Below are 21,513 nucleotides of genomic sequence, written 5' to 3' on the forward strand. Positions count from 1 at the left end.
TCCGGACCGGTGACGCGGCGGCCCCTGCCCGGCGTGCCTCCCGCCCGGCCGGGACTCCGCGCGCGGAAGGGCGGTAGACCTGGCCTCCGCGGCCGTGACGGGGACGCGGCGGGCACGGCGGACGGACGGCGGGGAGACGCGGTGGAGGGCACGGCGAAGGGGCCGGCGAAGGGGCCGGCGGCCACGGGGACGGCGGCGGAGCTGTTCGGGTGGTGGGCGGCCGGTCTCGTCCTGGAGGTGCTGTTCATCAGCACGCTGTCCTGGCCCGAACTCGCCGTCGCCGCCGCCGGCGCCGCCCTGGCGGCCGTGGCCGCGCGGGCCGTACGGCGCGCCGCGGGCGCCCGCACCGGAGGCCGCGCCCGGCTGCTGACCGCCGTCCTGCTGTTCCCCGGCGCCCTGCTCACCGACACCGGACGGCTGGCCGCCGCGACCGGCCGCGTACTGCGCGGGCGGCGGGTCACGGGGCGGTTCCACACCGTGCGGCTGCGCCGGGGCAGCGGCACCGGCTGGGTGTGCGCCCTGCTCTCGGCCACCCCCGGGCTGTACGTCGTCGACCTCCGGCCGCCCGGCGCCACCGCCCTCGCCCACACCCTGCCCGGCCGTCCCACCGCCCTGGAGCAGGCCCTGACCAGCGGCGGCCGGGGATGAGCGGGGGCACGGGCGAGCACTGGAACGTCTGGCTCGCCGCCGCCGCCGTCCTGCTGGTCCTCGGCCTGCCGCCCGGGCTGGTGACCGGCTGCCGGGGCACCCCGCCCGAGCGGCTGGCCGGACTGGCCCTGACCGGGACCACGGCCACCGTCGCGGTGCTCCTGGCCGCACGGGGCTTCGGCCGCAGCGGCTACGAGGACCTCGGCCTGGTCCTGGCCGTCCTGGGCCCCGTCGGCGTCCTGGCCTTCGCCCGCCTCCTGGGCCGCCCCCAGGCACCGCCGGCGGGCCCCGCGGAGGGAGGTGACGGTGGAGCCCCGTGAGGTCTGCGCCGTCGTGCTGCTCGCCGCCGGGACCGGCGTCCTGCTGCTGTCCGGCGTCGCGCTGCTGGCGCTGCCCCGGCCCTACGCACGGCTGCACGCCCTGTCGCCCGCATCCTCCCTGGGCGCCCCGCTGTGCGCCCTCGCCCTCGCCGTGGCCGCCGGACCCGGCCGGGAGGCGGGGAAGCTGCTGGTGGTGGCCGCGCTCATGGTGGTGGGCGGGACCCTGACCACCCTCGCCGTGGGCCGTTCCACCGCCATGGACGAGGGCCGCGTCCTCGGGGACTCCCCACCGTGACCCCCGTCGGGATCCTCGTCGACCTCACCGTGCTGCTCGTCGCGGCCGTCGCCACGGTCGCCGTCCGCACCCCCGACCCGGTCCGCCAGGCCGTCGTGCTCAGCCAGCTCGGGCTGCTGCTCGCCCTGCTGTTCACCTTCCTCCAGGCCCCCGACGTGGCCCTGTCACAGCTGGCAGTGGGCACCGTCGTCACCCCGCTGCTGATCATGCTGACCGTCCGCAAGATCCGCCGCCAGACCGGAGAGGGCACGGGCACGGGCCCGCGCACGGGCGGCGGGGCCGGGAGCGGGGGCCGCCGCGGCGGGCGGCACGGCCGGGGCGGGCGCCGGTGAGCCGCACCGCGCGCACCGCCCTCTTCTGGTGCGCGGCCCTGGCCATCGCGCTCTGCTACGGGATCGCCTGCGGGCACCTCCCCGGCTTCGGCGGGTCCTTCCACCCCTACGCCGACCGGGCCGTCCCGACGGCCCTGGCGCGCCGCACCGCGAACGCCGTCGCCTCCGTCAACTTCGACCAGCGCGGATTCGACACCCTGGGGGAGGAGTTCATCCTCTTCACCGCGGTCCTCGGCGCCGCGGTCGTCCTGCGCCGGGCCCGCGACGAACACACCGTCAGCCCCCGCCCCGGCCGCGTCCTGCCCACCGTCCGCCTGGCCGGCACCGTGCTGCTGCCGGTGGCCCTCGTGACCGGGGTGTACGTCATCGCCCACGGACAGCTCACCCCCGGCGGCGGGTTCCAGGGCGGCGTGGTCCTCGCCACCGGACTGCACATCGCCTACCTGGCCGCCGACTACCGGGTGCTGCGCAGCGTCCGGCCCCGGACCGTCCTCGACCTCGCCGACGCTACGGCGGCCGGCGCCTTCGCCGCCCTCGGGCTGGCCGGCCTCGCCTGGGGCTCGGCCTACCTGGAGAACGTCCTGCCCTGGGGCGCCCTCGGCCAGATCGTCTCCGGCGGCACCGTGCCCCTGCTCAACGCCGCCGTCGGCGTGGAGGTCGGCTCCGCCCTCGTCGTCCTGCTCGCCGCCTTCCTCGACCAGGCCCTGGAGATCGAGACCGCATGACGACGACCCCGACGACCACCCTCCTGGCGGCCGCCGCCGCGGCCACCGACCCCGCCGGCTCCGATCCGCTGCCCTACCTGGCCGCCGGCTGGATCCTCCTCGCCGGCCTCCACGGCCTGGTCACCAGCCGCCACGCCGTCCACGCCATCGGCTGCCTCACCGTGGTCCAGTCCGGCACGTACGTCCTGCTGCTGGCCGTCGGCTACCGGCGCGGCGGCACCGCCCCCTACTTCACCGACATCCCGCCCACCACCCCGGTGGCCGACCCCGTCGCCCACGCGCTGACCCTGACCGACGTGGTGGTCGGGGCCGCCGTCAGCGCCCTGCTGCTCGCCCTCGTCCTGCAGACCGCCAAACGGCACGGCACCGCCGACCCCGACGCCCTGACCGGCCTCAAGGGCTGAGGCCCCGGTACCCGCCGTGACGCACGCCGCCGCCCTGCTCCCGCTCACCGTCGCCTGGCCGCTGCTCGGCGCGGTCCTGCTGGCCGGGCCCGGCAGGTGGCTGCCCCGGCTCGGCGCCGACGCCCTCGCCACCGCCTGGGCCACCGCCCAGCTGGCCCTGCTCGGCCGGCTGTGGTCCGCCGCCGGAGACGGGCGGATCATCAGCTGGGTCGCCGCCTGGACCCCCGTCGACGGCCACAGCGTCGGCATCGTTCTCGCCGCCGACCGCATCGGCGCCGGGCTCGCGCTCCTCGCGGCCGCCCTCGTGCTGGCCGCCCTCGGCTACTCCTGGCACTACTTCGACGAACCGGAGGGCGAGCGCGGGCACGGCGGCGCCTTCCCGGCCCTGCTGCTCCTCTTCGAGGCCGGCACGTGCGGGTTCGCCCTCACCGGCGACCTGTTCGACGCCTTCGTCTTCTTCGAGCTGATGGGCGTCGCCGCCTACGCCCTCACCGCCTACCGCGTCGAGGAGCCCCGCCCCCTCCAAGGCGCCCTCGCCTTCGCGCTGACCGGCTCGATCGCCGGGTACTGCGCCCTGCTCGGCATCGGCCTGCTCTACTCCCGCACCGGCGAACTGGCCCTCGCCCGGATCGGCGAGGCCCTCGACCGGGAGCCGGCGGGCCCGGTGGCGGCCGCGGCCTTCGCCCTGATCGCCACGGCCATGCTGGTCAAGGCGGCCGCCGTGCCCTTCCACTTCTGGCTGCCCGACGCCCACGCCGAAGCCCCCTCCCCGGTGTGCATGCTGCTGTCCGGGGTGATGGTCGAGCTCGGCCTCTACGGACTGCTGCGCGTCTACTGGACGGTCTTCTCCGGCCCCGGCGGCATCCCCGCGGAGGCCTTCCGCACCACCTTCCTGGTCCTCGGCGCGCTGACCGCCCTGACCGGAGCCGTGCTCTGCTGGCAGCAACGGCACCTCAAACGGATGCTCGCCCACTCGACCATCGGCCACATGGGGCTGTTCCTCTGCGCGGCCGCCCTGCTCACCCCCGAGGGCACCGCCGGGGCCGCCCTGTACGCCCTCGGCCACGCCGGGGCCAAGGCCGCCCTGTTCGCCCTGGTCGGCGTGCTCCTCGACCGGTTCGGCTCGGTCGACGAGCACGGGCTGTACGGGCGCGGCCGCGACCTCGTGGCGGCCGGGACGCTGACCGTGGCCGGCGCCCTGGCCCTGGCCGGGCTGCCGCCCTTCGGCACCGGGCTGGGCAAGGCGATCGCCGAGCACGCCACGGCCCACGAGGCCGCGTGGCTGCTGCCGGTCTTCCTGCTGGTCCCCGCCGCCACCGCCGGCGCCGTCCTGCGGGCCGCCCTGCGGGTGTTCGCCGGCGCCGGCACGACGCCCCGCCGGCGGCACGCCGGCCCCGAGACCACGGGCGGCGGGGAGGAGCCGGAGGTGCGCGACCCCAGCCGCCGGGTGCCGCGCGTCATGCTCGCCGTGCCGGGCCTGCTCCTCGCCGCCTCGCTCGCCGTGGGCCTGCTGCCCGGCCCCGCCCACCGGATCGCCCAGGCCGCCGCCCGGTTCTGCGACCCGGCCGGCTACGCCGCCGCCGTGACGGGCCGGACGGCCGCGAGCGCCGGCCCGGCGGCCGCGGAGACCGGCTGGACGGCCACCGGCGTCCTCCTCGGCCTGGCCGGCACCCTGCTGGCGGCGGCGATGGCCGCCGCGGCCCTGTGGGGGCCCGCCCTGAAGGGCCCGGCCGCCGGGGCCGCCCGGGCCGCGGCCGACCGGGTCACCGTCCTCGCGGTGGTCCCGCTGCGCCGACTGCACTCCGGACACGTGGGGGACTACGTCGCCTGGCTGGCGGCCGGACTGGCCGCGCTGATGGTGGTGTTCGCCCTGTGCGCCTGATCCGCGCGGGCCGGGTCGTCAGAACGAGGCCGTGGCGGCCGCCAGCTCGTCGACGACCCCGGTGAGGCGGCCGCAGCGGCCCAGAGCGGCCCGCTGCCGGTCGGCCCCGCTGCCCTCGCGCCGCAGCCGGCGCAGCAGGTCCTCCACCAGGGACAGGTCCCCGGCCGCCTCCAGCCCCGGAGCGGCCCGGGCCAGGAGGCGCTCGACCAGGGTGTCGGCGGGCAGCCGTTCACCGCTGAACGGGTCCAGCCCCCGGCCGTGCAGCCCGCCGGCCGCGGCGAGCTCGTGCGCGGCGCGCAGCCGCCGGTCGGAGACCTCCGGCGGCGGCTGACCGCGCTCGGCCTCGGCGAGCAGGCCTTGGGCGAGCCCCCGGACGAGGGCGGCCACCAGGACCACCGTCTCGATGTCGGCGTTGGAGTCGGCGACGCGGATCTCCAGGGTGGGGACGTGCTCCGAGGGGCGGGCGTACCAGTACAGCATCCGCCGGTCCATCAGGATCCGGTGCTCGACGAGGGCGCCCACGTACGCCTCGTACTGGGCCTCGTGCATCACCGGGGCCGGGCCGACGGTGGGCCAGCGGGCGAACTGCTTGTAGCGCCAGCTGTCGAAGCCGGTGTCATGGCCCAGGACGAAGGGGGAGTTGCCGGTGAGGGACTGCAGGACGGGCAGCCAGGGGCGCAGGTGGTGGGACAGGGCCAGGGCGGTGGCCCGGTCCATGGTCCCCACGTGGACGTGGCAGCCGCAGACCAGGCCGTCGTAGCGGCCGACGAGCGCGTCGAACGCCCGGGCCATGCGCCGGTAGCGGTCGGTGTCGGTGACGGTCAGCGGCGTCGCGGGCGGCACCGCCGGGGTCCCCGTCGCCACCAGCCGGCACCCGTGCTCCTCGGCGGCCGCCACGGCGGTGCGGCGCAGTCTCGCGAGCTCGGCCCGCAGCCCGGCGGTGTCGGAGACCGGCCGGGTGCACACCTCCACCTGCGCGGCGAAGAACTCCGTCTGCACCTGTTCGCCGAGTTCCGCGGCGGCGTCCGCGATCACGGCGGCCGCCCGGTCGGAGGGGCGCCTGCTGGCCTTGTCGACCAGCAGGAACTCCTCCTCCACACCCATCGTCAGCGCGCGCATCGGGGTCTCCTCGCTAGGGACCGGGCGTCTACCCGCGCCCACCGCACACACTCGCGCGTCAGCGGTCGTCGCGCATGTCGTCCAGGTCCTCCTCGTCCAGGTCCCGCATCACGTCACGCATCGTCGCGTCCTCCCGGCCCCGCTCGTGCGCGACCTCCCCGGGGGTGCGCGGCCGCCCGCCGGTCCTCAACTGCTCAGGATTCGGCGACCGCCCCCGGATCCGCCGGCCGTGGCCCCGCTCCGGGCCCTCTTCCTGCTGCTGCCTGTCACCCATGACGCACACTCCTCACCTTTCTCTCCATGTTCCTCCTGTAGTGCCCCTACCCCTCCGTGTTTGTCCCCTACCACCCTCGGGCAGACGACGACGTGCCGCCCCGTGGTCCCGACCCCGGGGCGGACCACGTGCCGGGCCGGGAGGCGGACATGTGGCGGGCGGCAGAGGATGGAGGGGCGGGCCGGGGTTCCGGCGGGTCCGCCCGGGCCGCCGGGCGGGGCGTGGAACGGGCCCGGTGTGGGGTGCGTGCCGGATGAACGAGGACATCCAGGTCGACGACCTGATCGACAGCGCGGCGCAGGCCGCGGGCGGCTGGCTGGGCTCCCTGCCCGTCGCCCTCGTGGCCACCAGCGGCAACGGCACCATCGTGCGCTGGAACCAGGTCGCGCAGGAGCTCCTCGGCTACTCTCCGCCGGAGATACTCGGCCGCAACATCGCCGACCTCCTCCACCCCGGATCCGACCGCAGCCTGGGCCGCTCCCTGTGGGAGACGGCCGCCACCGGCCGGGGCGTGATGGGCACGGTCACCGCCTGGCACCGCGACGGGCACCCGATGGAGCTGGAGATCTGGGCCTCACCCGTGGCCGACCGGCAGGGCCACGGCGCCGCCACGGTGCTGGTCTTCGCCGCCGACGCCCCCGCCGCCCGGCGCATCCGGGGTGCCTCCGCGGTGTGGGACGGCCTGTTCGCCCGCTCGCCCGTCGGCATCGCCATCCTCGACACCCAGCTGCGGTTCCTCCAGGTCAACGCCGCCCTGGAGGCGATGAACGGGCTGCCGGAGTCGGCGCACGTGGGCCGCCGCCTCGCCGAGATCCTCCCCGCGGTCAACGCCCGCGAGATGGAGGAGGCCATGCTCCAGGTCCTGGAGACCGGGGAGCCCGTCCTCGACCGCCGCCGGGTCGGGCGGACCCCGGCCGAACCGGAGCACGAGCGGGTGTGGTCGTGCTCCTACGTCCGGGTCGAGGACCCCGCGCACATGCCCATCGGGGTCATCGCCTCCCTCGTGGACATCACCGAGCAGCGGCGCGACCACGTCGAGGCGGAGGCCGGCCGGCGCCGGCTCGCCCTGCTCAGCGAGGCCAGCATCCGGATGGGCTCCAGCCTCGACCTGGAGCGCACCGCGCAGGAACTCGCCGACCTCGCCGTGCCCCGTCTCGCCGACGCCGTCACCGTTGACGTGCTCGACGCCCTGGCCCGCGGCGAGGAACCCGGCATGGGCCTCACCGGCGGCGTGGCCCTGCGCCGGCTGGGCCGGGCCCCGCTCGGCGGGTCCCGGATCACGGACATCCTGGCCCCGCTCGGCCGGACCCTGTCCTTCCCCGCGTCCGCCCCCTACACCCAGGCCCTCGCCGGGCGGCAGCCCTACCTGGTGGCCCGCATGGACGGGCAGGCCGTCGCCCCGGCGGCCCGGCACACGCCCAGGCCCGCGCAACTGGTCGAGGCGGGCGTCCACTCCCTGGTCATGGCCCCGCTCGTGGCCCGGGACCGGGTCCTCGGCGTCGCCGGCTTCTACCGCACCCGCCCGCTGGGCCCCTTCGGCTCCGAGGACGTCACCCTCGCCTCCGAACTCGCCGCCCGCGCGGCCCTCAGCATCGACAACGCCCGGCTCTACCACCGCGAGCACGAGACCGCCGTCATCCTCCAGCGCAGCATGCTGCCCCAGCACATCACCCCGCCCCCCGGCATCGAGGTCAGCCACCGCTACCTGCCGGCCAGCGACGTCAACGAGGTCGGCGGGGACTGGTACGACGTGCTGCCCCTGGCGGGAGGCAAGGCCGCGCTGCTGATCGGCGACGTCATGGGACACGGCATCGGGGCCGCCGCCGTCATGGGCCGGCTGTCCGCCTCCGTACGCTCCCTCGCCCGCCTGGACCTGTCGCCCGTGCGGCTGCTGCACCAGTTGGAGGCCGCTCTCGCCGACCTCGCCGAGCCGATGCTCGCCACCTTCCTGTACGTGGTCGTCGACCCCGCCGCCGGCCGCTGCACCGTCACCCGAGCGGGGCACCCGCCGCCCGCCCTCGCCCTCCCCGACGGGACCGTCCGCATCCTCGACACCCCGCCCGGGGTCCCCCTCGGGGTCGGCGGCATCGCCTTCACCCCGACTGAGGCCGAGGTGCCGCCGGGCAGCCTCCTCGTCCTCTACACCGACGGGCTGATCGAGGCCCGCGGCAGCGACCTCGACGAGCGCCTCGCCGAACTCACGCAGCTCCTCGCGGACCCGCAGCGCCGCCTGGACCACGTGTGCGACTCCTTGATCACACACCTGGTCCCGGCGGCGGCGGACGACGACATCGCCCTCCTGGTCGCACGGGTGGGCGGCTGACGCCGGGGCGTCAGTTCTTGCCGAGGAGGCCGTTCATCCGGGTGATCTCGGCGCTCTGGGAGGTGACGATCGCCGCGGCCATGTCCTTGGCGGGCCGGTACGCGCCGTCGGCCTGTTCGGTCTTCGCCATGGCGACGGCGCCCTCGTGGTGCTTGACCATCAGCTGGAGGAACGCGGTGTCGAAGGCCTTGCCGGAGGCCTTCGTGAGCTGGTCCATCTCCGCGCCGCTCATCATCCCGGACATGGCGTGGCCCGTGTGCCCGCCGCCCTCGGCGGGGGGCACCTGCTCGCCCCAGGAGGTCAGCCACCCGGTGAGGGTCTTGATCTCCGGGTCCTGGGCCTTCCTGATCTCGTCGGCGAGCGTCTTGACCTCGGCCGACTCGGCGCGGGTCGCGGCCAGGGAGGCCATCTCCAGGGCCTGGCGGTGGTGCGGGAGCATGCCCTGGGCGAAGGCGGTGTCGGCGGTGTTGTGGGCGGCCGTGCCGGACGGCGCGGGGGCGGTGGGGGCGGCGGAGGCGTCGTGGCCGCCGCCGTGTCCGGCGGCGCCGTCGGACGTGCCGCCGCAGGCGGCCAGGACGAGGGCGGCGGTGACGGCCGTGGCCAGGGCGGCGGTGCGGCGGATCAGGGAACGGTTGGCGTGCATGGTGGTGCTTCTCCTGTGCTGGGGTGTGTGGGAACGGGCTCGGCCGGCGGGTGTGCCGGAGAGCCGCCCTATATGCGCAGGAGCTGCAGTTCGCTGAGGGAAGGGGGCGCACGCCCGTGCGCCGTCGCCCCGGCCGGCGCCGCGTGCGCGGTCGCCGCGGGGGCGGTAACGCCGCCGGGCGCGGGGGTGAGGGCGGGCAGCACCGGGGTCCCGCTGGTGCCGGGGGCCGCGCAGGCGGGATCGGCGTGCTCGGCGTGCCCGCCCCCGCGCATGTCGTGCGCGGGCCCGCCGTCACGGCCGCGGCCGTGGACCCCGGGGGCCGGGGCCGGGTCCGCGGCGGCGGTGGCCTGGGCGGCGGCGGTGGCCTGGGCGGCGGTCCAGGCCGGAGCCCGGTGGCCCATGGCCTCGGCCCCGTCGCCGGGCGCGGGAGGCGAACCCATGGGTGCTGCGGCGTGCGGCGCGGTCCTCCCGGTCCGGATCGCGGCCCCGGGCAGAGCCCGGTGGCTCATGGCCTCGGCCCCCGGGGCGGTGGCCGCGTAGGGGGTGCCGTCCGGGGAGTGCGGGGCGGCCGCGGCGGCGGTGTCCGTCCGGGGCATGGCGTCCGGGGCAGGATGCGGGAGGCCGCCGGGGCCCAGGCCGTGCATGGCGAGCAGGCCCGTGAGGACCGCCAGGACGAGGAGCAGGAACGCGGGCGGGCGGATTGTCCCGTCCGCTCGTCCCGCTCGCGCCGTCGTCCTCATGCCGGGCATCGTATGCGAGCCCGTCGGGATACTCCAAAGGGGTAGGGGGTATGTGGCCGGGCTCTCAGACCGGCCGGCCCCGGTGCAGCTCCAGCGGGCCCGTGCCCTCGGCGAGGGCCTTGAGGCAGGCCTTGATCTGCCGCCGCAGGTGGGGTCCGACCAGGTCCCGCAGCTCCCCTCGGGGCGCGGTCCGCCACTCCAGCAGCTCGTCCGGCGCCAGTCGGATCCGGGCCAGGTCGGGCGCGCCGAGCACCCCGCCGTCGTAGAGGAACCGCACCCGCGCCGGGTAGCCCGGCCGGTGGGACCAGTTGACGGCCAGGAGGCGGCCGGGGGCGAGGTCCAGGCCGAGCTCCTCACGGACCTCCCGCGCGGCGGCGGCCCGGGGGGTCTCCCCGAGGTCGCTGTCGACCCCGCCCCCGGGCAGCAGCCAGCGGTCCGGCTCGCCGTAGCCGGGCCGGACCAGCAGCACCCGCCCGGCCCCGTCGGTGAACAGCACGTTCGCAGCCGTGAGGGCCTTCGGCCGGGCGGCCCGGTGGCCGGCGGCGTCGTAGCCGCCCGCGTGCTCCCGGGCCGCGCGGTCCGCCGGGTCCAGGCCGGCGGGGGAGCCGGGCTGCGGGACGCCGTCGACGAGGTGCGCGAGGGACCCCGAGTACAGCGCGGCCAGCGCGGCGCGCAGCCGGGGCGCGAGCCGGGCCGACAGCTGCCGCACGGCGTCCTCGGGGGCGAGCCAGCGGGCCTCGGAGACCTCGCCGTCGGGGAAGGACAGCGCCCCGGCCCGTTCGTCCGACAGCGGTCCCACCAGGTACACGTGCACCACCAGCGAGCGCCCGAGCGCCCCGGGCGGGCAGGAGTCCACGGCGAGCAGCCGGCCGACCGGCACGGCCAGGTCCAGCTCCTCCTCCAGCTCCCGGGCCAGCCCCTCCTCCGGGGTCTCGGTGTCCTCGACCGTCCCGCCCGGCAGTTCGAGGCCGTCCTTGTAGGAAGGGGTGAGCACGAGGACCCGCCCGCCGGAGTCGAGGACGATCCCGGTGGCGGCGACGAGCGGGGACGGCTGGGCGGCGTAGTAGGCGCGCACGGCCTCGGGCGAGGGGCGGTCGGGCACGGTGACGGCTCCAGGGGTCGGGTGGACCGGATGGTGGCGGCCCGGCGGGGCGGGACCCGCGCATCCCTACCACGCCCGCGGTACGCGCGGGCCGGGCTCCGCGGATCGGCCCTCCCGGGCGGGTCGCGGCGAGCGGACACCGGAGCGGAACGGGCCCGCGGGGCCCGCCCCGGGCGCCGGGTGCCCCGGGCCGACCGTTCCCGCCCCCGTGGGGGACCCGGCCGCGCGGGGCCGGGCCCGCGGAACTTCAGGCCCGGGCCAGGAGCATGCCGCCCATCGTCACCATGGTCGCGGCCACCAGCCCGTCCAGCACCCGCCAGGCACCCGGCTTCGCGAGCAGGCCGCTCAGCAGCCGGGCCCCGTAGCCGAGGGTGGAGAACCAGGTCAGGCTGGCCAGGCCGGCCCCGATGCCGAAGGCCCAGCGCAGGTCCCCCCGGTCGGCGGCGAGCGAACCCAGCAGCAGGACGGTGTCCAGGTAGACGTGCGGGTTGAGCCAGGTCATCGCCAGGCAGGTCAGCACGGCCGCGCGGGCCGACCCGGAGGTACCGCCGTCGGCGGTCAGGGCCGCTCCCGGCGCCGGGCGCAGCACCCGGCGCGCCGCGAGGACCCCGTAGCAGATCAGGAACCCGCCGCCGGCGATGCCCACGGCCGTCAGGGCGGCCGGCCACGCCGTGACGAACGCGCCGACCCCGGCCACGCCGAGGGCGATCAGGACCGCGTCGGACACGGCGCAGATGGCGACCACCCACAGGACGGCGTGTCGGCGCGCGCCCTGCCGGAGCACGAAGGCGTTCTGCGCGCCGATGGCGACGATGAGGGAGAGGCCGGTGCCGAAGCCGGCCAGGAGCGCTGCGGTGATGCCGTTGTTCATGACTCCGACCGTAGGCAGCGCGCCGGACTCAGTACAGCTAAAGATTTTTACGTACCCTTAGCGCTCGTGATGGACGAGCTTCCCCTGGACCAGGTGCGGACCCTCCTCGCGGTCGTCGACGAGGGCACCTTCGACGCGGCCGCCGCCGCCCTGCACGTGACGCCCTCCGCCGTCAGCCAGCGGGTCAAGGCCCTGGAACAGCGCACCGGCCGGGTCCTGCTGATGCGCACCAAACCGGTGCGCGCCACCGAGTCCGGCGAGGTGGTGGTCCGCTTCGCCCGCCAGCTCGCCCGGCTGGAGCGCGACGCCCGGACCGAGCTCGGCATGGGCACGGCCGACGGGCAGGGGCCGGTCCGGCTCCCGATCGCGGTGAACGCGGACTCGCTGGCCACCTGGTTCCTCCCCGTGCTGAGCCGGGTCCCGCAGGACCCGCCCGTCTGCTTCGAGCTGTACCGCGAGGACGAGTCCCACACCACGGCCCTGCTGCGCGAGGGCCAGGTGATGGCGGCCGTCACCTCCTCGCCGGACCCGGTGGCCGGGTGCACCGCGACCGCGCTCGGACTGGCCCGCTACCTGCCGGTGGCCGCCCCCGGCTTCGCGGCCCGCCACCTCACCGGAGACCCGGCGGCGGACCTGCGCACGGCGCCGACCATCGTCTTCGACCGCCGCGACGACCTCCAGGACGCGTTCGTCCGCTCGCTCACCCGTGACGGGACCGGCGCCTCGCCCGTCCGCCACCGGGTGCCGACCTCGGAGGGCTTCCGCGACGCGGTGGCCACCGGACTCGGCTGGGGCCTGGTCCCCGAACCGCAGGCCGAGCCCCTGCTGCGCGCGGGGGCGCTCGTCCGGCTGACGCCGGGGCGGACGCTGGACGTCCCGCTGTACTGGCAGCAGTGGAAGCTGGACTCGCCCGCCCTGGCGGCGGTGGCCCGGCTGGTCGCCGAGACCGCCCGCGCGGCCCTCCTGCCCCCGGGCCGGCCCGGGCCGCGGGGGCCCGCCGCCGGGGACCGGCCGCGCTGACCGCCCCGGGACGGGCGCGCCCGGGATGAGGGCCGGCCGGGGCCGTCGTCTACTGGGAGGGACGGGCGTACGCCGACCGACCGACTGCCGGGGAGCACCGGGATGAGGAAGATCACCGCAGAGCTGTTCGTGTCCCTCGACGGCGTGGTGGAGGCGCCCCACGCATGGCACTTCCCCTACTTCAACGACGAGATGGGCGCGGCCGTCGAGGCGGTCGTCGGCACGGCCGACACCCTGCTGCTCGGCCGCCGGACCTACGAGAGCTTCGCCGGGGCCTGGCCGGAGCGCGAGGCCGCGGGCGGCGAGGACGCCGCCTTCGCCAAGCGGCTCGGCGACACGCGCAAGGTCGTGGTCTCGCACGGCGGCCCCGACCTCGGCTGGCGCAACGCCGAACTGCTGCGCGGCGGACTCGTCGAGGGGGTGCGGGCCCTCAAGAGCGAGCCGGGCGACGGCCGCATCGCGATCAGCGGCTCGGTCTCCGTGGTCCGCGGGCTCCTGGCCGCGGGCGAACTCGACCGGCTGCACCTGCTCGTGCACCCCCTCGTCGTCGGCCGGGGCATGCGGCTGTTCGCCGACGACGGGCCCCCGCTCCCGCTGCGGCTGGTTTCCAGCGAGACGTTCGAGACCGGGGTCCTGAACCTCTTCTACGCCCCCGCCACCGCCCCCGGCAGCGCCAGCTACGAGGACGCCAAGGTCCATCTGCCGCGCGAGGACGCCGGATGAAGCGGCTCCGCCGACCCGGTGAACCCTGATGTGATCATGCCTCTACGCTTGGGCCCGGCAGGCCGTCGACGGACGGCCGGTGAGGGAACGGGGAGCGGGCGGTGCCGGTGCCATCGGAGCAGGCGAACGACGGAGAGCTCGTCGGCAGGGCACTCGGGGGCCGCTACCGGGTGACCTCGGTGGTCGGCCGCGGCGGCATGGGCGTGGTCGCGAAGGCCGTCGACGAGGTCCTCGGCCGGGAGGTCGCCGTCAAACTGCTGCGGGCCTACACCGACGCCGGCCCCGCCGAACTGGCCGACCTGCGGACCCGGATGCGGCGCGAGGCGCAGGCCGCCGCACGGATCCGGCACACGGGCGTGGTCACGGTGCACGACGTGACGGAGGACCAGGGGCTCCCGGTCATCGTGATGGAACTCGTCGACGGCCCCTCGCTCGACGCGGTCGTCGCACGGGACGGCGCGCTGGACCCCTACGAGGCCGCCGCGATCGGGGCGAAGCTGATGGACGCCCTCGACGCCGCCCACCGGGCCGGCGTCCTGCACCGGGACGTCAAGCCGGGCAACGTGCTGCTGGAGCGGGGCGGCCGGGTCGTCCTGACCGACTTCGGCATCGCCAGCATGCAGAACCCGGACGACGAGGAGCTCGCGAAGCTGACCCGCAGCGGGGAGATCGTCGGCTCGCTGGACTACCTGCCGCCGGAGCGCGCGCAGGGCCGGGAACCCGGCCCCGCATCGGACATCTGGTCGCTCGGGATGACCCTGTACGCGGCGGTGGAGGGCGTCTCGCCGTTCCGCCGGACCTCGGTGTGGTCGACGCTGTCCGCGATCGTCGCCGAACCCCTGCCCGAGGCCCGGCGGGCGGGCCCGCTGGGGCCGGTGCTGCAGGCGCTGATGGCGAAGGAACCGGACTCCCGCCCGACCGCCGACCAGGCCCGGGCCCTGCTGGAGGCGGTGGCCGCCGGTGACGCCGCAGCGGCGACCGCCGCCCGGCACGCCGCTCCCGGCGCGCCCGCTCCGGCCGGCATCCCCCCGACGCCCGGCGGGGCCGCCCCGGCCACCGGGCCGGGCTCCCCGGCCGCCGGGTTCGGGCCCACGCCGACGGTCCGGTCGGCCGTCGCGCCGCCGTTCGGCGGCGGGCCGGGCGCCGAGGTGCCGCCCGGGTTCGGGCCGCCGCCGGCCGTCGGGGTCGGCGGATCGTTTCCGCAGCAGCCCCACGCCCCGTCCCCCTACGGCCCGTTCCCCTCGCACGGCGCACCGCAGGCCGGACCGCAGGCCGGACCGCAGGCCGGACCGTCGGGCGGGCCTCGTGCGGGCGGACGCCGGGGTCGCGGCCGGGCCGTGGTCGCCGCCGCCGTGGCCGCCGTGCTCGCGGCCGGAGGCGTCACCTACGCCCTGACTTCCGGAGGCGGCGGCAAGAAGGCCCGTACCAGCGCGGCGCCGCCGGCCTCCGCTCCCGCCTCCTCCCCGGCCCCGGGCGACCTGCCCGGCGCCACGAGCCCCGGCCCGTCCCCCTCCCCGTCCCGCACCGGCCCGTCCGCCTCGCCCTCGAAGAAGTCCACCGCCTCGCCCTCCGCGTCGGGGTCCTCGTCCGCCGCCGCCAAGCCGGGCCCCACCCCGACGGGCTGCGCCGGCTGGACCCACAAGGACCCCAAGCCCGGCACCTACGGCTACATATCCGGCGACCACCACCTGCTGGCCGCGCCCTACCAGCAGTGTGCCCAGGGCAGCCTGGTCAAGAGCGGGACGAAGCTCTGGTACCACTGCTACATCGTCAACTCGTACGGCAACCAGTGGACGTTCGTCCGCGTGGAGGGCACCAACCAGACCGGCTGGCTCTACAACCGGGACCTCACCGGCCAGAAGGGCTCGTCACCGGCCTGCTGACCCGCCGCCGCCGGGCCGCCCGGAGACGGCCTAAGCTGCGGCCATGGAGTCCTACACCATCGGCCAGGCGGCCCGGCTGCTCGGCGTCAGCGTCGACACGGCCCGCCGCTGGGCCGACGCCGAGCGCTTCCCCACCCGCCGCGAGGGCACCCGCCGCATGGTCGACGGCCCGGACCTGGCCGCGTTCTGCGTCGAGGCGGCACAGGAGGGGGCCGACGGCGAGGAGCCGCACACCTCGGCGCGCAACGCCTTCCCCGGCATCGTCACCGGCGTGAAGCTCGGCACCGTCGACGCCCAGGTCGAGATCCAGGCCGGCCCGCACCGTGTCGTCTCCCTGCTCACCCGGGAGGCCGTGGAGGAACTGGGCCTGGAGGTGGGCTCGCGGGCCACGGCGCGGGTGAAGTCGACCAGCGTCTTCGTCGACCGCGGCTGACCTCGGACGGGCCCGGCGGCGCGACGGTGGCAGACTGGCCGCTGATCCGCCGAAGGGAAGTACCGCGTTGTCCATGTTCAGCAACCTGCGCCGTGCCGTGCGCCGCGGCTACCGGCGGGCCGTCGACCTCAGCCACCCGGCCCGCTCGCCGCTCGGCAGCTCGGTGGTCAACTGCGTGGTCTACCAGGACGGTGTCCGCCAGGAGGGCTGCGCCGAGGTCGAGGAGGCGCTGCGCCGGGTCCGCAAGACGGGCGAGGGCTTCGTCTGGATAGGCCTGCACGAGCCCTCCCAACTGGAGCTCGCCGGACTCGCGGAGCTGCTCGGGCTGCACCCGCTGGCCGTCGAGGACGCCGTCCACGCCCACCAGCGGCCCAAGGTGGAGCGCTACGACGACACCCTCTTCGCGGTGTTCAAGACCGTCCGCTACGTCGAGCACGAGGAACTGACGGCGACCAGCGAGGTGGTGGAGACCGGCGAGCTGATGGCCTTCGTCGGCGCGGACTTCGTCATCACCATCCGGCACGGCGGCCACGGCACCCTCGGTCCCGTGCGCGAGGCCCTGGAGGCCGAGCCGGAGCAGCTGGCGAAGGGCCCGGCGGCCGTGCTGCACGCCATCGCGGACCACGTCGTCGACGACTACGTGGCCGTCACGGACGCGGTGCAGAGCGACATGGACGCGGTGGAGACGGCCGTCTTCAGCGAGCACGGCGGACGGGGCGACGCGGGCCGGATCTACCAGCTCAAGCGCGAACTCCTCGAACTGCGCCGGGCGGTGGCCCCGCTGGGGCGGCCGCTGGAACAGCTGGCCACGCAGCCGATACCGGTGATCCCGCCGGAGGTCCGGGCGTACTTCCGGGACGTCGCCGACCACCTGACGCGGGCGACCGAGCAGATCGCCGCGTACGACGGGCTCCTCGACTCCATCCTCCAGGCGCACCTGGCCCAGGTGACGGTCGCGCAGAACGAGGACATGCGCAAGATCACGGCGTGGGCGGCCATCGTGGCGGTGCCGACGATGGTGTGCGGGGTGTACGGGATGAACTTCGACCACATGCCGGAACTCCACTGGACGTACGGCTATCCGCTGGTCCTCGCCGTCATGGCGGTGGCCTGCTGGGTCATCCACCGGGGCTTCCGCCGCAACGGCTGGCTCTGAGCCCGCCGGGGGCCGGACGGGCGGATTCCGAACAGGTGCGCCCCGGGGGTGTCCTCCGTTTCCCATATCTGGTAGGAAAGTTTCCTAACGGAACAGGGAAGGCTCAACCCCCCTACGGAGGCCTCGTGTTCACCCCTCGTCGCACCACCCTGGCCATCGGCGCCGTCCTCGCCGCCACCCTCTTCGCACTCCCGGCGGCGGCCCAGGCGGCGCCCGCCGCCCCCGCCCCGGCCCCGGCCCCGGCCCCCGCCCGCGCGGCGGCCGGACTGGACCACCCGGCGAAGAAGGACATCGCCATGCGGATCGTCTCCAGCGCCGAGAACTCCTCCCTCGACTGGAAGGCGCAGTACAAGTACATCGAGGACATAGGCGACGGCCGCGGCTACACCGCCGGCATCATCGGCTTCTGCTCCGGCACCGGCGACATGCTCGACCTCGTCGAGTACTACACCCAGGTCAAGCCGGGGAACGTGCTCGCCAAGTACCTCCCGGCCCTGCGCAAGGTCGACGGCAGCGACTCCCACGCCGGCCTGGATCCCAACTTCACCAGGGACTGGGCCAAGGCCGCCCAGGACGCCGAGTTCAAGAAGGCCCAGGACCACGAGCGCGACCGCGTCTACTTCGACCCCGCCGTCAAGCAGGGCAAGTCCGACGGCGTCGGCACCCTCGGCCAGTTCGCCTACTACGACGCCATCGTCATGCACGGAGACGGCTCCGACCCCACCAGCTTCCGCAACATCAGGAAGCGCGCCCTGTCCAAGGCCAAGCCCCCGGCCCAGGGCGGCAACGAGACCGCGTGGCTGAACGCCTTCCTCGACGCCCGGGTCTGGGCGATGAAGCAGGAGGAGGCGCACAGCGACACCAGCCGCGTCGACACCGCCCAGCGCGTCTTCCTCAAGAAGGGCAACCTCAACCTGAACACCCCGCTTGACTGGAAGGTGTACGGGGACTCGTACCACATCGGCTGACCCGGGGCGCTGAGCAGCCCAACTCCCTTTGAAACCAGGGATGCCGGCCTTATCCGGTTGGCTCGAAGTGGCTTGAGCGCGTCGTCCCGAGGGCATAACCCGGCCGGCCCCGTTTTTCAGGGGAGGGGCCGCAGGTTCCGTCCCAAGGGGGGACTCGTGAACTACTACCTCGACGTCATCAAGCGGTACGCCGACTTCCAGGGCCGCGCCCGCCGCCAGGAGTACTGGATGTTCCTCCTCTGGAACATCCCGATCGTGATCGTCCTGACGATCCTGGACTACGCGCTCGGCAGCTACCCGGTCATCACGTGGATCTACACCCTCGCCGTGTTCCTCCCGTCCCTGGGGGTCTCGGTCCGCCGGCTGCACGACACCGGGAAGTCCGGATGGTGGTACCTGGTCAGCCTCATCCCCTTCATCGGGTTCATCTGGATGCTCATCCTGATGGCCACCGAGGGTGACGCCGGACCGAACGCGTACGGCCCCAGCCCGAAGCAGCTCGCCGCCTGATCCACCTCTGAGCGGCCCGCACCTCCCAGCGCCGTCACCGGCCCGTCGCAGCCGGTGACGGCGCTCGCGTGTGCCCGGAGGTGACACGCGTCTCGCTCGGGTTGCGGCAGGGGGCTGTCCTGACCGGGCCGATCACGAGATATCTTGATGTCGAGCAATGTTGCAGACGAGAGACGCAGACTGTGGAGCGGAGCATCCGGTGACTGACTCGACCATCATCTACACGCACACTGACGAGGCCCCGGCCCTCGCGACGTATTCCTTCCTGCCCGTGGTGCAGGCGTACGCGTCGACGGCCGGTGTGAATGTCGAGACCCGTGACATCTCCCTGGCCGGTCGGATCATCGCCCTGTTCCCCGAGTACCTCGAGGAGGGGCAGCGCATCGCCGACGCCCTCGCCGAGCTCGGCGAGCTGGCGAAGACCCCCGAGGCCAACATCATCAAGCTGCCCAACATCTCGGCCTCGATCCCGCAGCTGAAGGCCGCGATCGCCGAGCTCCAGGGCCAGGGCTACGCCCTTCCGGACTACCCGGACGACCCGAAGTCGGACGAGGAGCGCGAGATCCGCGCCCGCTACGACAAGGTCAAGGGCAGCGCCGTCAACCCGGTCCTGCGCGAGGGCAACTCCGACCGCCGCGCCCCCGCGTCGGTCAAGAACTACGCCAAGGCCCACCCGCACCGCATGGGCGCCTGGACCCCCGAGTCGAAGACGAACGTCGCCACCATGGGCGAGAACGACTTCCGCTCCACCGAGAAGTCCGCCGTGATGGCCGAGGCCGGCACCCTGCGCATCGAGCACGTCGCCGCCGACGGCGCCGTCACCGTCCTGCGCGAGTCCGTACCGGTCCTCGCCGGCGAGGTCGTGGACGCGTCCGTCATGCACGTCGACGCGCTGCGCACCTTCCTCAACGACCAGATCGAGCGGGCCAAGGCCGAGGGCGTCCTGTTCTCCGTGCACCTCAAGGCCACGATGATGAAGGTCTCCGACCCGATCATCTTCGGCCACGTGGTCCGCGCCTTCCTCCCGAAGACCTTCGCCCGCTACGGCGAGACCCTGGCCGCCGCCGGCCTGTCCCCGAACGACGGCCTCGGCACCATCCTGAACGGCCTGGGCGCCCTCCCCGACGGCGACGCGATCAAGGCCTCGATCGACGCCGAGATCGCCGAGGGCCCGGCCCTCGCGATGGTCGACTCCGACAAGGGCATCACCAACCTGCACGTGCCGTCCGACGTCATCGTCGACGCCTCGATGCCGGCCATGATCCGCACCTCCGGCCACATGTGGGGCCCGGACGGCGCCGAGGCCGACACCCTCGCCGTCCTCCCGGACAGCAGCTACGCCGGCGTCTACCAGGCCGTCGTCGAGGACTGCCGCGCCCACGGCGCGTTCGACCCGTCCACCATGGGCTCGGTTCCGAACGTCGGCCTCATGGCCCAGAAGGCCGAGGAGTACGGCAGCCACGACAAGACCTTCGAGATCGCCGCCGCGGGCACCGTCCGCGTCGTCGACGCCGCGGGCAACGCGCTCATCGAGCAGGAGGTCGCCGCCGGCGACATCTTCCGCGCCTGCCAGACCAAGGACCTGCCCATCCAGGACTGGGTCAAGCTCGCCGTCACCCGCGCCCGCGCCACCGGCGCCCCGGCCGTCTTCTGGCTCGACGAGACCCGCGCCCACGACGCGCAGCTGATCGCCAAGGTCAAGACCTACCTGGCCGAGCACGACACCGAGGGTCTGACCATCGAGATCCTCTCCCCGGTCGAGGCCACCAAGTACTCCCTGGAGCGCATCCGCCGCGGCGAGGACACCATCTCGGTGACCGGCAACGTGCTGCGCGACTACCTGACCGACCTCTTCCCGATCCTGGAGCTGGGCACCAGCGCCAAGATGCTGTCGGTCGTCCCGCTGATGGCGGGCGGCGGCCTCTTCGAGACGGGCGCCGGCGGCTCCGCCCCGAAGCACGTCCAGCAGCTGGTCAAGGAGAACTACCTGCGCTGGGACTCGCTGGGCGAGTTCTTCGCGCTGGCCGCCTCCTTCGAGCACCTGTCCACCACCACGGGCAACGCCCGCGCCCAGGTGCTGGCCGACACCCTCGACCGCGCCACCGGCACCTTCCTCAACGAGGACAAGTCGCCGACCCGTCGCCTCGGCGGCATCGACAACCGCGGCAGCCACTTCTACCTCGCCCTGTACTGGGCGCAGGAGCTGTCCCGCCAGATCGACGACCCGAAGCTCGCCGCGGCCTTCGAGCCGCTCGCCAAGACGCTGGCCGAGTCCGAGCAGAAGATCGTCGCCGAGCTGAACGCCGTCCAGGGCTCGCCGGCCGACATCGGCGGCTACTACCAGCCCGACCCGGCCAAGGCCGCGGCCGTCATGCGTCCGTCCGCGACGCTGAACGAGGCGCTCGCGCTCCTGGGCTGACGTCCCCCGGGCTGACGTCCCCCGGGCGCCAGCAGAGGTACGGGTCCGCCCCGGCCGGCACACCACGCCGGCCGGGGCGGACCCGTTCCCGCAGCCGGCTCAGAGGCGGTGGACCCGGCCCTCGCCGACCGCCAGGGGGTGGCGGCCCGCCGCCAGGATGCGCAGGCCGGGCGCCACGGCGAGCAGCCGCCGCAGCCAGGCCAGCGCCTCGGGGGAGAGCCGGTCGCTGTCGTCCAGGACCAGCAGCATGTCCCGTTCGGCCAGCCAGGACGCGGCGTCCGCGGTCCCGCAGGGCAGGAAGGGCATACCGGGTAGGCAGCCCAGCGCGGTCACGAGCTCGCGCACGCCGCCGTCCCCGGACACGGAGACCACCGAGGCGCCGTCGCAGAAGTTGGACGAGATCCGCCGCGCGATGTCCCGGACCAGCAGGCCGCGCGGTTCGCGGAAGCGGCCCGTGACGGTCAGCACCCGTCCCCGGCGCACGGCGGTGAGCAGGTCCGACAGCTCGGTCGAGGTGGCCGGTAAGGTCCCGGCCGTCCCGTCGGACCGTGCGGGTCTGGAATCCCCCATCATCACGATGCCCCCCATCGCATGCGTGACCGGTGCGGCAGCTGGGCTGGTTCGGGCCGCGTGACGACGATTATGCGCCACTTCACACGGATGACTAGGGGAATGTCGTATTCCGTGAGGGCATCGGGGGAACGGTTGTCCGCGCCTCGGACA

At 75.1% G+C, this 21,513-nt stretch carries 23 protein-coding genes; 16 read left to right on the plus strand and 7 right to left on the minus strand.

Annotation, left to right across the window (positions count from 1 at the left end; genetic code table 11):
* Window positions 1–141 precede the first annotated feature (141 nt).
* From ACFY0O_RS32640 to ACFY0O_RS32670, 7 genes are read left to right on the plus strand one after another with little or no spacing between them, the layout of a single operon-like run.
* On the plus strand, window positions 142–648 hold the full coding sequence (locus tag ACFY0O_RS32640) for a hypothetical protein (RefSeq protein WP_388953761.1): 507 nt from the start codon (window positions 142–144) through the stop codon (window positions 646–648).
* Window positions 645–968: an MrpF/PhaF family protein gene (locus ACFY0O_RS32645; RefSeq protein WP_388953474.1), complete on the plus strand. Its 324-nt coding sequence runs from the start codon at window positions 645–647 to the stop codon at window positions 966–968. Before ACFY0O_RS32640 ends, ACFY0O_RS32645 begins: the two co-directional genes overlap by 4 nt.
* Entirely contained in the window at window positions 955–1,263 is a 309-nt protein-coding gene (locus tag ACFY0O_RS32650) for a monovalent cation/H(+) antiporter subunit G (protein ID WP_388953477.1), read from the plus strand. The genes ACFY0O_RS32645 and ACFY0O_RS32650 overlap by 14 nt, the downstream gene beginning before the upstream one ends.
* Window positions 1,260–1,595, plus strand: a complete 336-nt coding sequence (locus ACFY0O_RS32655; protein ID WP_388953480.1) for a hydrogenase subunit MbhD domain-containing protein — start codon at window positions 1,260–1,262, stop codon at window positions 1,593–1,595. The genes ACFY0O_RS32650 and ACFY0O_RS32655 overlap by 4 nt, the downstream gene beginning before the upstream one ends.
* The gene (locus ACFY0O_RS32660) at window positions 1,592–2,320 is read left to right on the plus strand and encodes an MnhB domain-containing protein (RefSeq protein WP_388953483.1); all 729 of its coding nucleotides are present in this window, start codon (window positions 1,592–1,594) and stop codon (window positions 2,318–2,320) included. Before ACFY0O_RS32655 ends, ACFY0O_RS32660 begins: the two co-directional genes overlap by 4 nt.
* Window positions 2,317–2,724, plus strand: coding sequence for an NADH-quinone oxidoreductase subunit K (locus tag ACFY0O_RS32665; protein WP_388953486.1), 408 nt, complete (start codon window positions 2,317–2,319; stop codon window positions 2,722–2,724). Before ACFY0O_RS32660 ends, ACFY0O_RS32665 begins: the two co-directional genes overlap by 4 nt.
* Before the next feature lie 16 nt (window positions 2,725–2,740).
* Window positions 2,741–4,606: a complex I subunit 5 family protein gene (locus ACFY0O_RS32670; protein WP_388953489.1), complete on the plus strand. Its 1,866-nt coding sequence runs from the start codon at window positions 2,741–2,743 to the stop codon at window positions 4,604–4,606.
* A gap of 18 nt (window positions 4,607–4,624) precedes the next feature.
* On the opposite strand, the gene ACFY0O_RS32675 is transcribed toward ACFY0O_RS32670, so the two are convergent.
* Both ACFY0O_RS32675 and ACFY0O_RS32680 read right to left on the minus strand, forming a co-directional pair.
* Entirely contained in the window at window positions 4,625–5,725 is a 1,101-nt protein-coding gene (locus ACFY0O_RS32675) for a glutamate--cysteine ligase (protein WP_388953492.1), read from the minus strand.
* Window positions 5,726–5,783: 58 nt separating this feature from the next.
* Complete coding sequence (locus tag ACFY0O_RS32680) at window positions 5,784–5,999, minus strand: hypothetical protein (protein WP_388953495.1); 216 nt, start codon at window positions 5,997–5,999, stop codon at window positions 5,784–5,786.
* Window positions 6,000–6,252: 253 nt separating this feature from the next.
* On the opposite strand from ACFY0O_RS32680, the gene ACFY0O_RS32685 reads away from it, so the two are divergent.
* The gene (locus ACFY0O_RS32685) at window positions 6,253–8,322 is read left to right on the plus strand and encodes a SpoIIE family protein phosphatase (RefSeq protein WP_388953498.1); all 2,070 of its coding nucleotides are present in this window, start codon (window positions 6,253–6,255) and stop codon (window positions 8,320–8,322) included.
* A gap of 10 nt (window positions 8,323–8,332) precedes the next feature.
* On the opposite strand, the gene ACFY0O_RS32690 is transcribed toward ACFY0O_RS32685, so the two are convergent.
* The 4 genes from ACFY0O_RS32690 to ACFY0O_RS32705 form a co-directional block, all read right to left on the minus strand.
* Window positions 8,333–8,965, minus strand: a complete 633-nt coding sequence (locus ACFY0O_RS32690; RefSeq protein ID WP_388953501.1) for a DUF305 domain-containing protein — start codon at window positions 8,963–8,965, stop codon at window positions 8,333–8,335.
* Between the two features lie 68 nt (window positions 8,966–9,033).
* Entirely contained in the window at window positions 9,034–9,705 is a 672-nt protein-coding gene (locus ACFY0O_RS32695) for a DUF6153 family protein (protein WP_388953504.1), read from the minus strand.
* Window positions 9,706–9,769: 64 nt separating this feature from the next.
* A complete protein-coding gene (locus tag ACFY0O_RS32700; RefSeq protein ID WP_388953507.1) occupies window positions 9,770–10,807 on the minus strand; it encodes an NUDIX domain-containing protein in 1,038 nt (345 codons plus the stop codon).
* Window positions 10,808–11,054: 247 nt separating this feature from the next.
* Complete coding sequence (locus ACFY0O_RS32705; protein WP_388953510.1) at window positions 11,055–11,678, minus strand: LysE/ArgO family amino acid transporter; 624 nt, start codon at window positions 11,676–11,678, stop codon at window positions 11,055–11,057.
* Window positions 11,679–11,747: 69 nt separating this feature from the next.
* Here ACFY0O_RS32705 and ACFY0O_RS32710 point away from each other — a divergent pair, with 69 nt between their 5' ends.
* The 8 genes from ACFY0O_RS32710 to ACFY0O_RS32745 all read left to right on the plus strand — a co-directional run bounded on the left by ACFY0O_RS32710 (window position 11,748) and on the right by ACFY0O_RS32745 (window position 20,790).
* Window positions 11,748–12,698 carry a LysR family transcriptional regulator ArgP gene (locus ACFY0O_RS32710; RefSeq protein ID WP_388953755.1) on the plus strand — a complete coding sequence of 317 codons (951 nt, stop codon included), beginning with the start codon at window positions 11,748–11,750 and terminating at the stop codon, window positions 12,696–12,698.
* A gap of 102 nt (window positions 12,699–12,800) precedes the next feature.
* Entirely contained in the window at window positions 12,801–13,421 is a 621-nt protein-coding gene (locus tag ACFY0O_RS32715) for a dihydrofolate reductase family protein (protein WP_388953513.1), read from the plus strand.
* A gap of 101 nt (window positions 13,422–13,522) precedes the next feature.
* Window positions 13,523–15,304 (plus strand): protein kinase, encoded by a 1,782-nt coding sequence (locus ACFY0O_RS32720; RefSeq protein ID WP_388953515.1) that lies wholly within the window; start codon window positions 13,523–13,525, stop codon window positions 15,302–15,304.
* A gap of 43 nt (window positions 15,305–15,347) precedes the next feature.
* Window positions 15,348–15,737 carry a molybdopterin-binding protein gene (locus ACFY0O_RS32725; protein WP_388953518.1) on the plus strand — a complete coding sequence of 130 codons (390 nt, stop codon included), beginning with the start codon at window positions 15,348–15,350 and terminating at the stop codon, window positions 15,735–15,737.
* Window positions 15,738–15,810: 73 nt separating this feature from the next.
* Window positions 15,811–16,893, plus strand: a complete 1,083-nt coding sequence (corA, locus tag ACFY0O_RS32730) for a magnesium/cobalt transporter CorA (RefSeq protein ID WP_388953520.1) — start codon at window positions 15,811–15,813, stop codon at window positions 16,891–16,893.
* A 149-nt stretch (window positions 16,894–17,042) separates the two neighbouring features.
* Window positions 17,043–17,861 (plus strand): chitosanase, encoded by an 819-nt coding sequence (locus ACFY0O_RS32735; RefSeq protein WP_388953758.1) that lies wholly within the window; start codon window positions 17,043–17,045, stop codon window positions 17,859–17,861.
* A 156-nt stretch (window positions 17,862–18,017) separates the two neighbouring features.
* A complete protein-coding gene (locus ACFY0O_RS32740) occupies window positions 18,018–18,371 on the plus strand; it encodes a DUF805 domain-containing protein (protein WP_388953523.1) in 354 nt (117 codons plus the stop codon).
* 199 nt (window positions 18,372–18,570) lie between these two features.
* Complete coding sequence (locus tag ACFY0O_RS32745) at window positions 18,571–20,790, plus strand: NADP-dependent isocitrate dehydrogenase (protein WP_388953526.1); 2,220 nt, start codon at window positions 18,571–18,573, stop codon at window positions 20,788–20,790.
* Window positions 20,791–20,889: 99 nt separating this feature from the next.
* On the opposite strand, the gene ACFY0O_RS32750 is transcribed toward ACFY0O_RS32745, so the two are convergent.
* Entirely contained in the window at window positions 20,890–21,360 is a 471-nt protein-coding gene (locus ACFY0O_RS32750) for a hypothetical protein (RefSeq protein WP_388953529.1), read from the minus strand.
* Window positions 21,361–21,513: the final 153 nt, after the last annotated feature.

The sequence above is a fragment of the Streptomyces sp. NPDC001594 genome (assembly GCF_042893675.1).
In the GTDB taxonomy this organism is placed as follows: domain Bacteria; phylum Actinomycetota; class Actinomycetes; order Streptomycetales; family Streptomycetaceae; genus Streptomyces.

Coding starts and splice junctions, on each gene's coding strand:
- ACFY0O_RS32645 (WP_388953474.1), top strand. CDS start 645: ATGAGCGGGGGCACGGGCGAGCACTGGAACGTCTGGCTCGCCGCCGCC.
- ACFY0O_RS32665 (WP_388953486.1), top strand. CDS start 2,317: ATGACGACGACCCCGACGACCACCCTCCTGGCGGCCGCCGCCGCGGCC.
- ACFY0O_RS32675 (WP_388953492.1), bottom strand. CDS start 5,725: ATGCGCGCGCTGACGATGGGTGTGGAGGAGGAGTTCCTGCTGGTCGAC.
- ACFY0O_RS32680 (WP_388953495.1), bottom strand. CDS start 5,999: ATGGGTGACAGGCAGCAGCAGGAAGAGGGCCCGGAGCGGGGCCACGGC.
- ACFY0O_RS32685 (WP_388953498.1), top strand. CDS start 6,253: ATGAACGAGGACATCCAGGTCGACGACCTGATCGACAGCGCGGCGCAG.
- ACFY0O_RS32690 (WP_388953501.1), bottom strand. CDS start 8,965: ATGCACGCCAACCGTTCCCTGATCCGCCGCACCGCCGCCCTGGCCACG.
- ACFY0O_RS32695 (WP_388953504.1), bottom strand. CDS start 9,705: ATGAGGACGACGGCGCGAGCGGGACGAGCGGACGGGACAATCCGCCCG.
- ACFY0O_RS32705 (WP_388953510.1), bottom strand. CDS start 11,678: ATGAACAACGGCATCACCGCAGCGCTCCTGGCCGGCTTCGGCACCGGC.
- ACFY0O_RS32710 (WP_388953755.1), top strand. CDS start 11,748: ATGGACGAGCTTCCCCTGGACCAGGTGCGGACCCTCCTCGCGGTCGTC.
- ACFY0O_RS32715 (WP_388953513.1), top strand. CDS start 12,801: ATGAGGAAGATCACCGCAGAGCTGTTCGTGTCCCTCGACGGCGTGGTG.
- ACFY0O_RS32725 (WP_388953518.1), top strand. CDS start 15,348: ATGGAGTCCTACACCATCGGCCAGGCGGCCCGGCTGCTCGGCGTCAGC.
- corA (WP_388953520.1), top strand. CDS start 15,811: ATGTTCAGCAACCTGCGCCGTGCCGTGCGCCGCGGCTACCGGCGGGCC.
- ACFY0O_RS32750 (WP_388953529.1), bottom strand. CDS start 21,360: ATGGGGGATTCCAGACCCGCACGGTCCGACGGGACGGCCGGGACCTTA.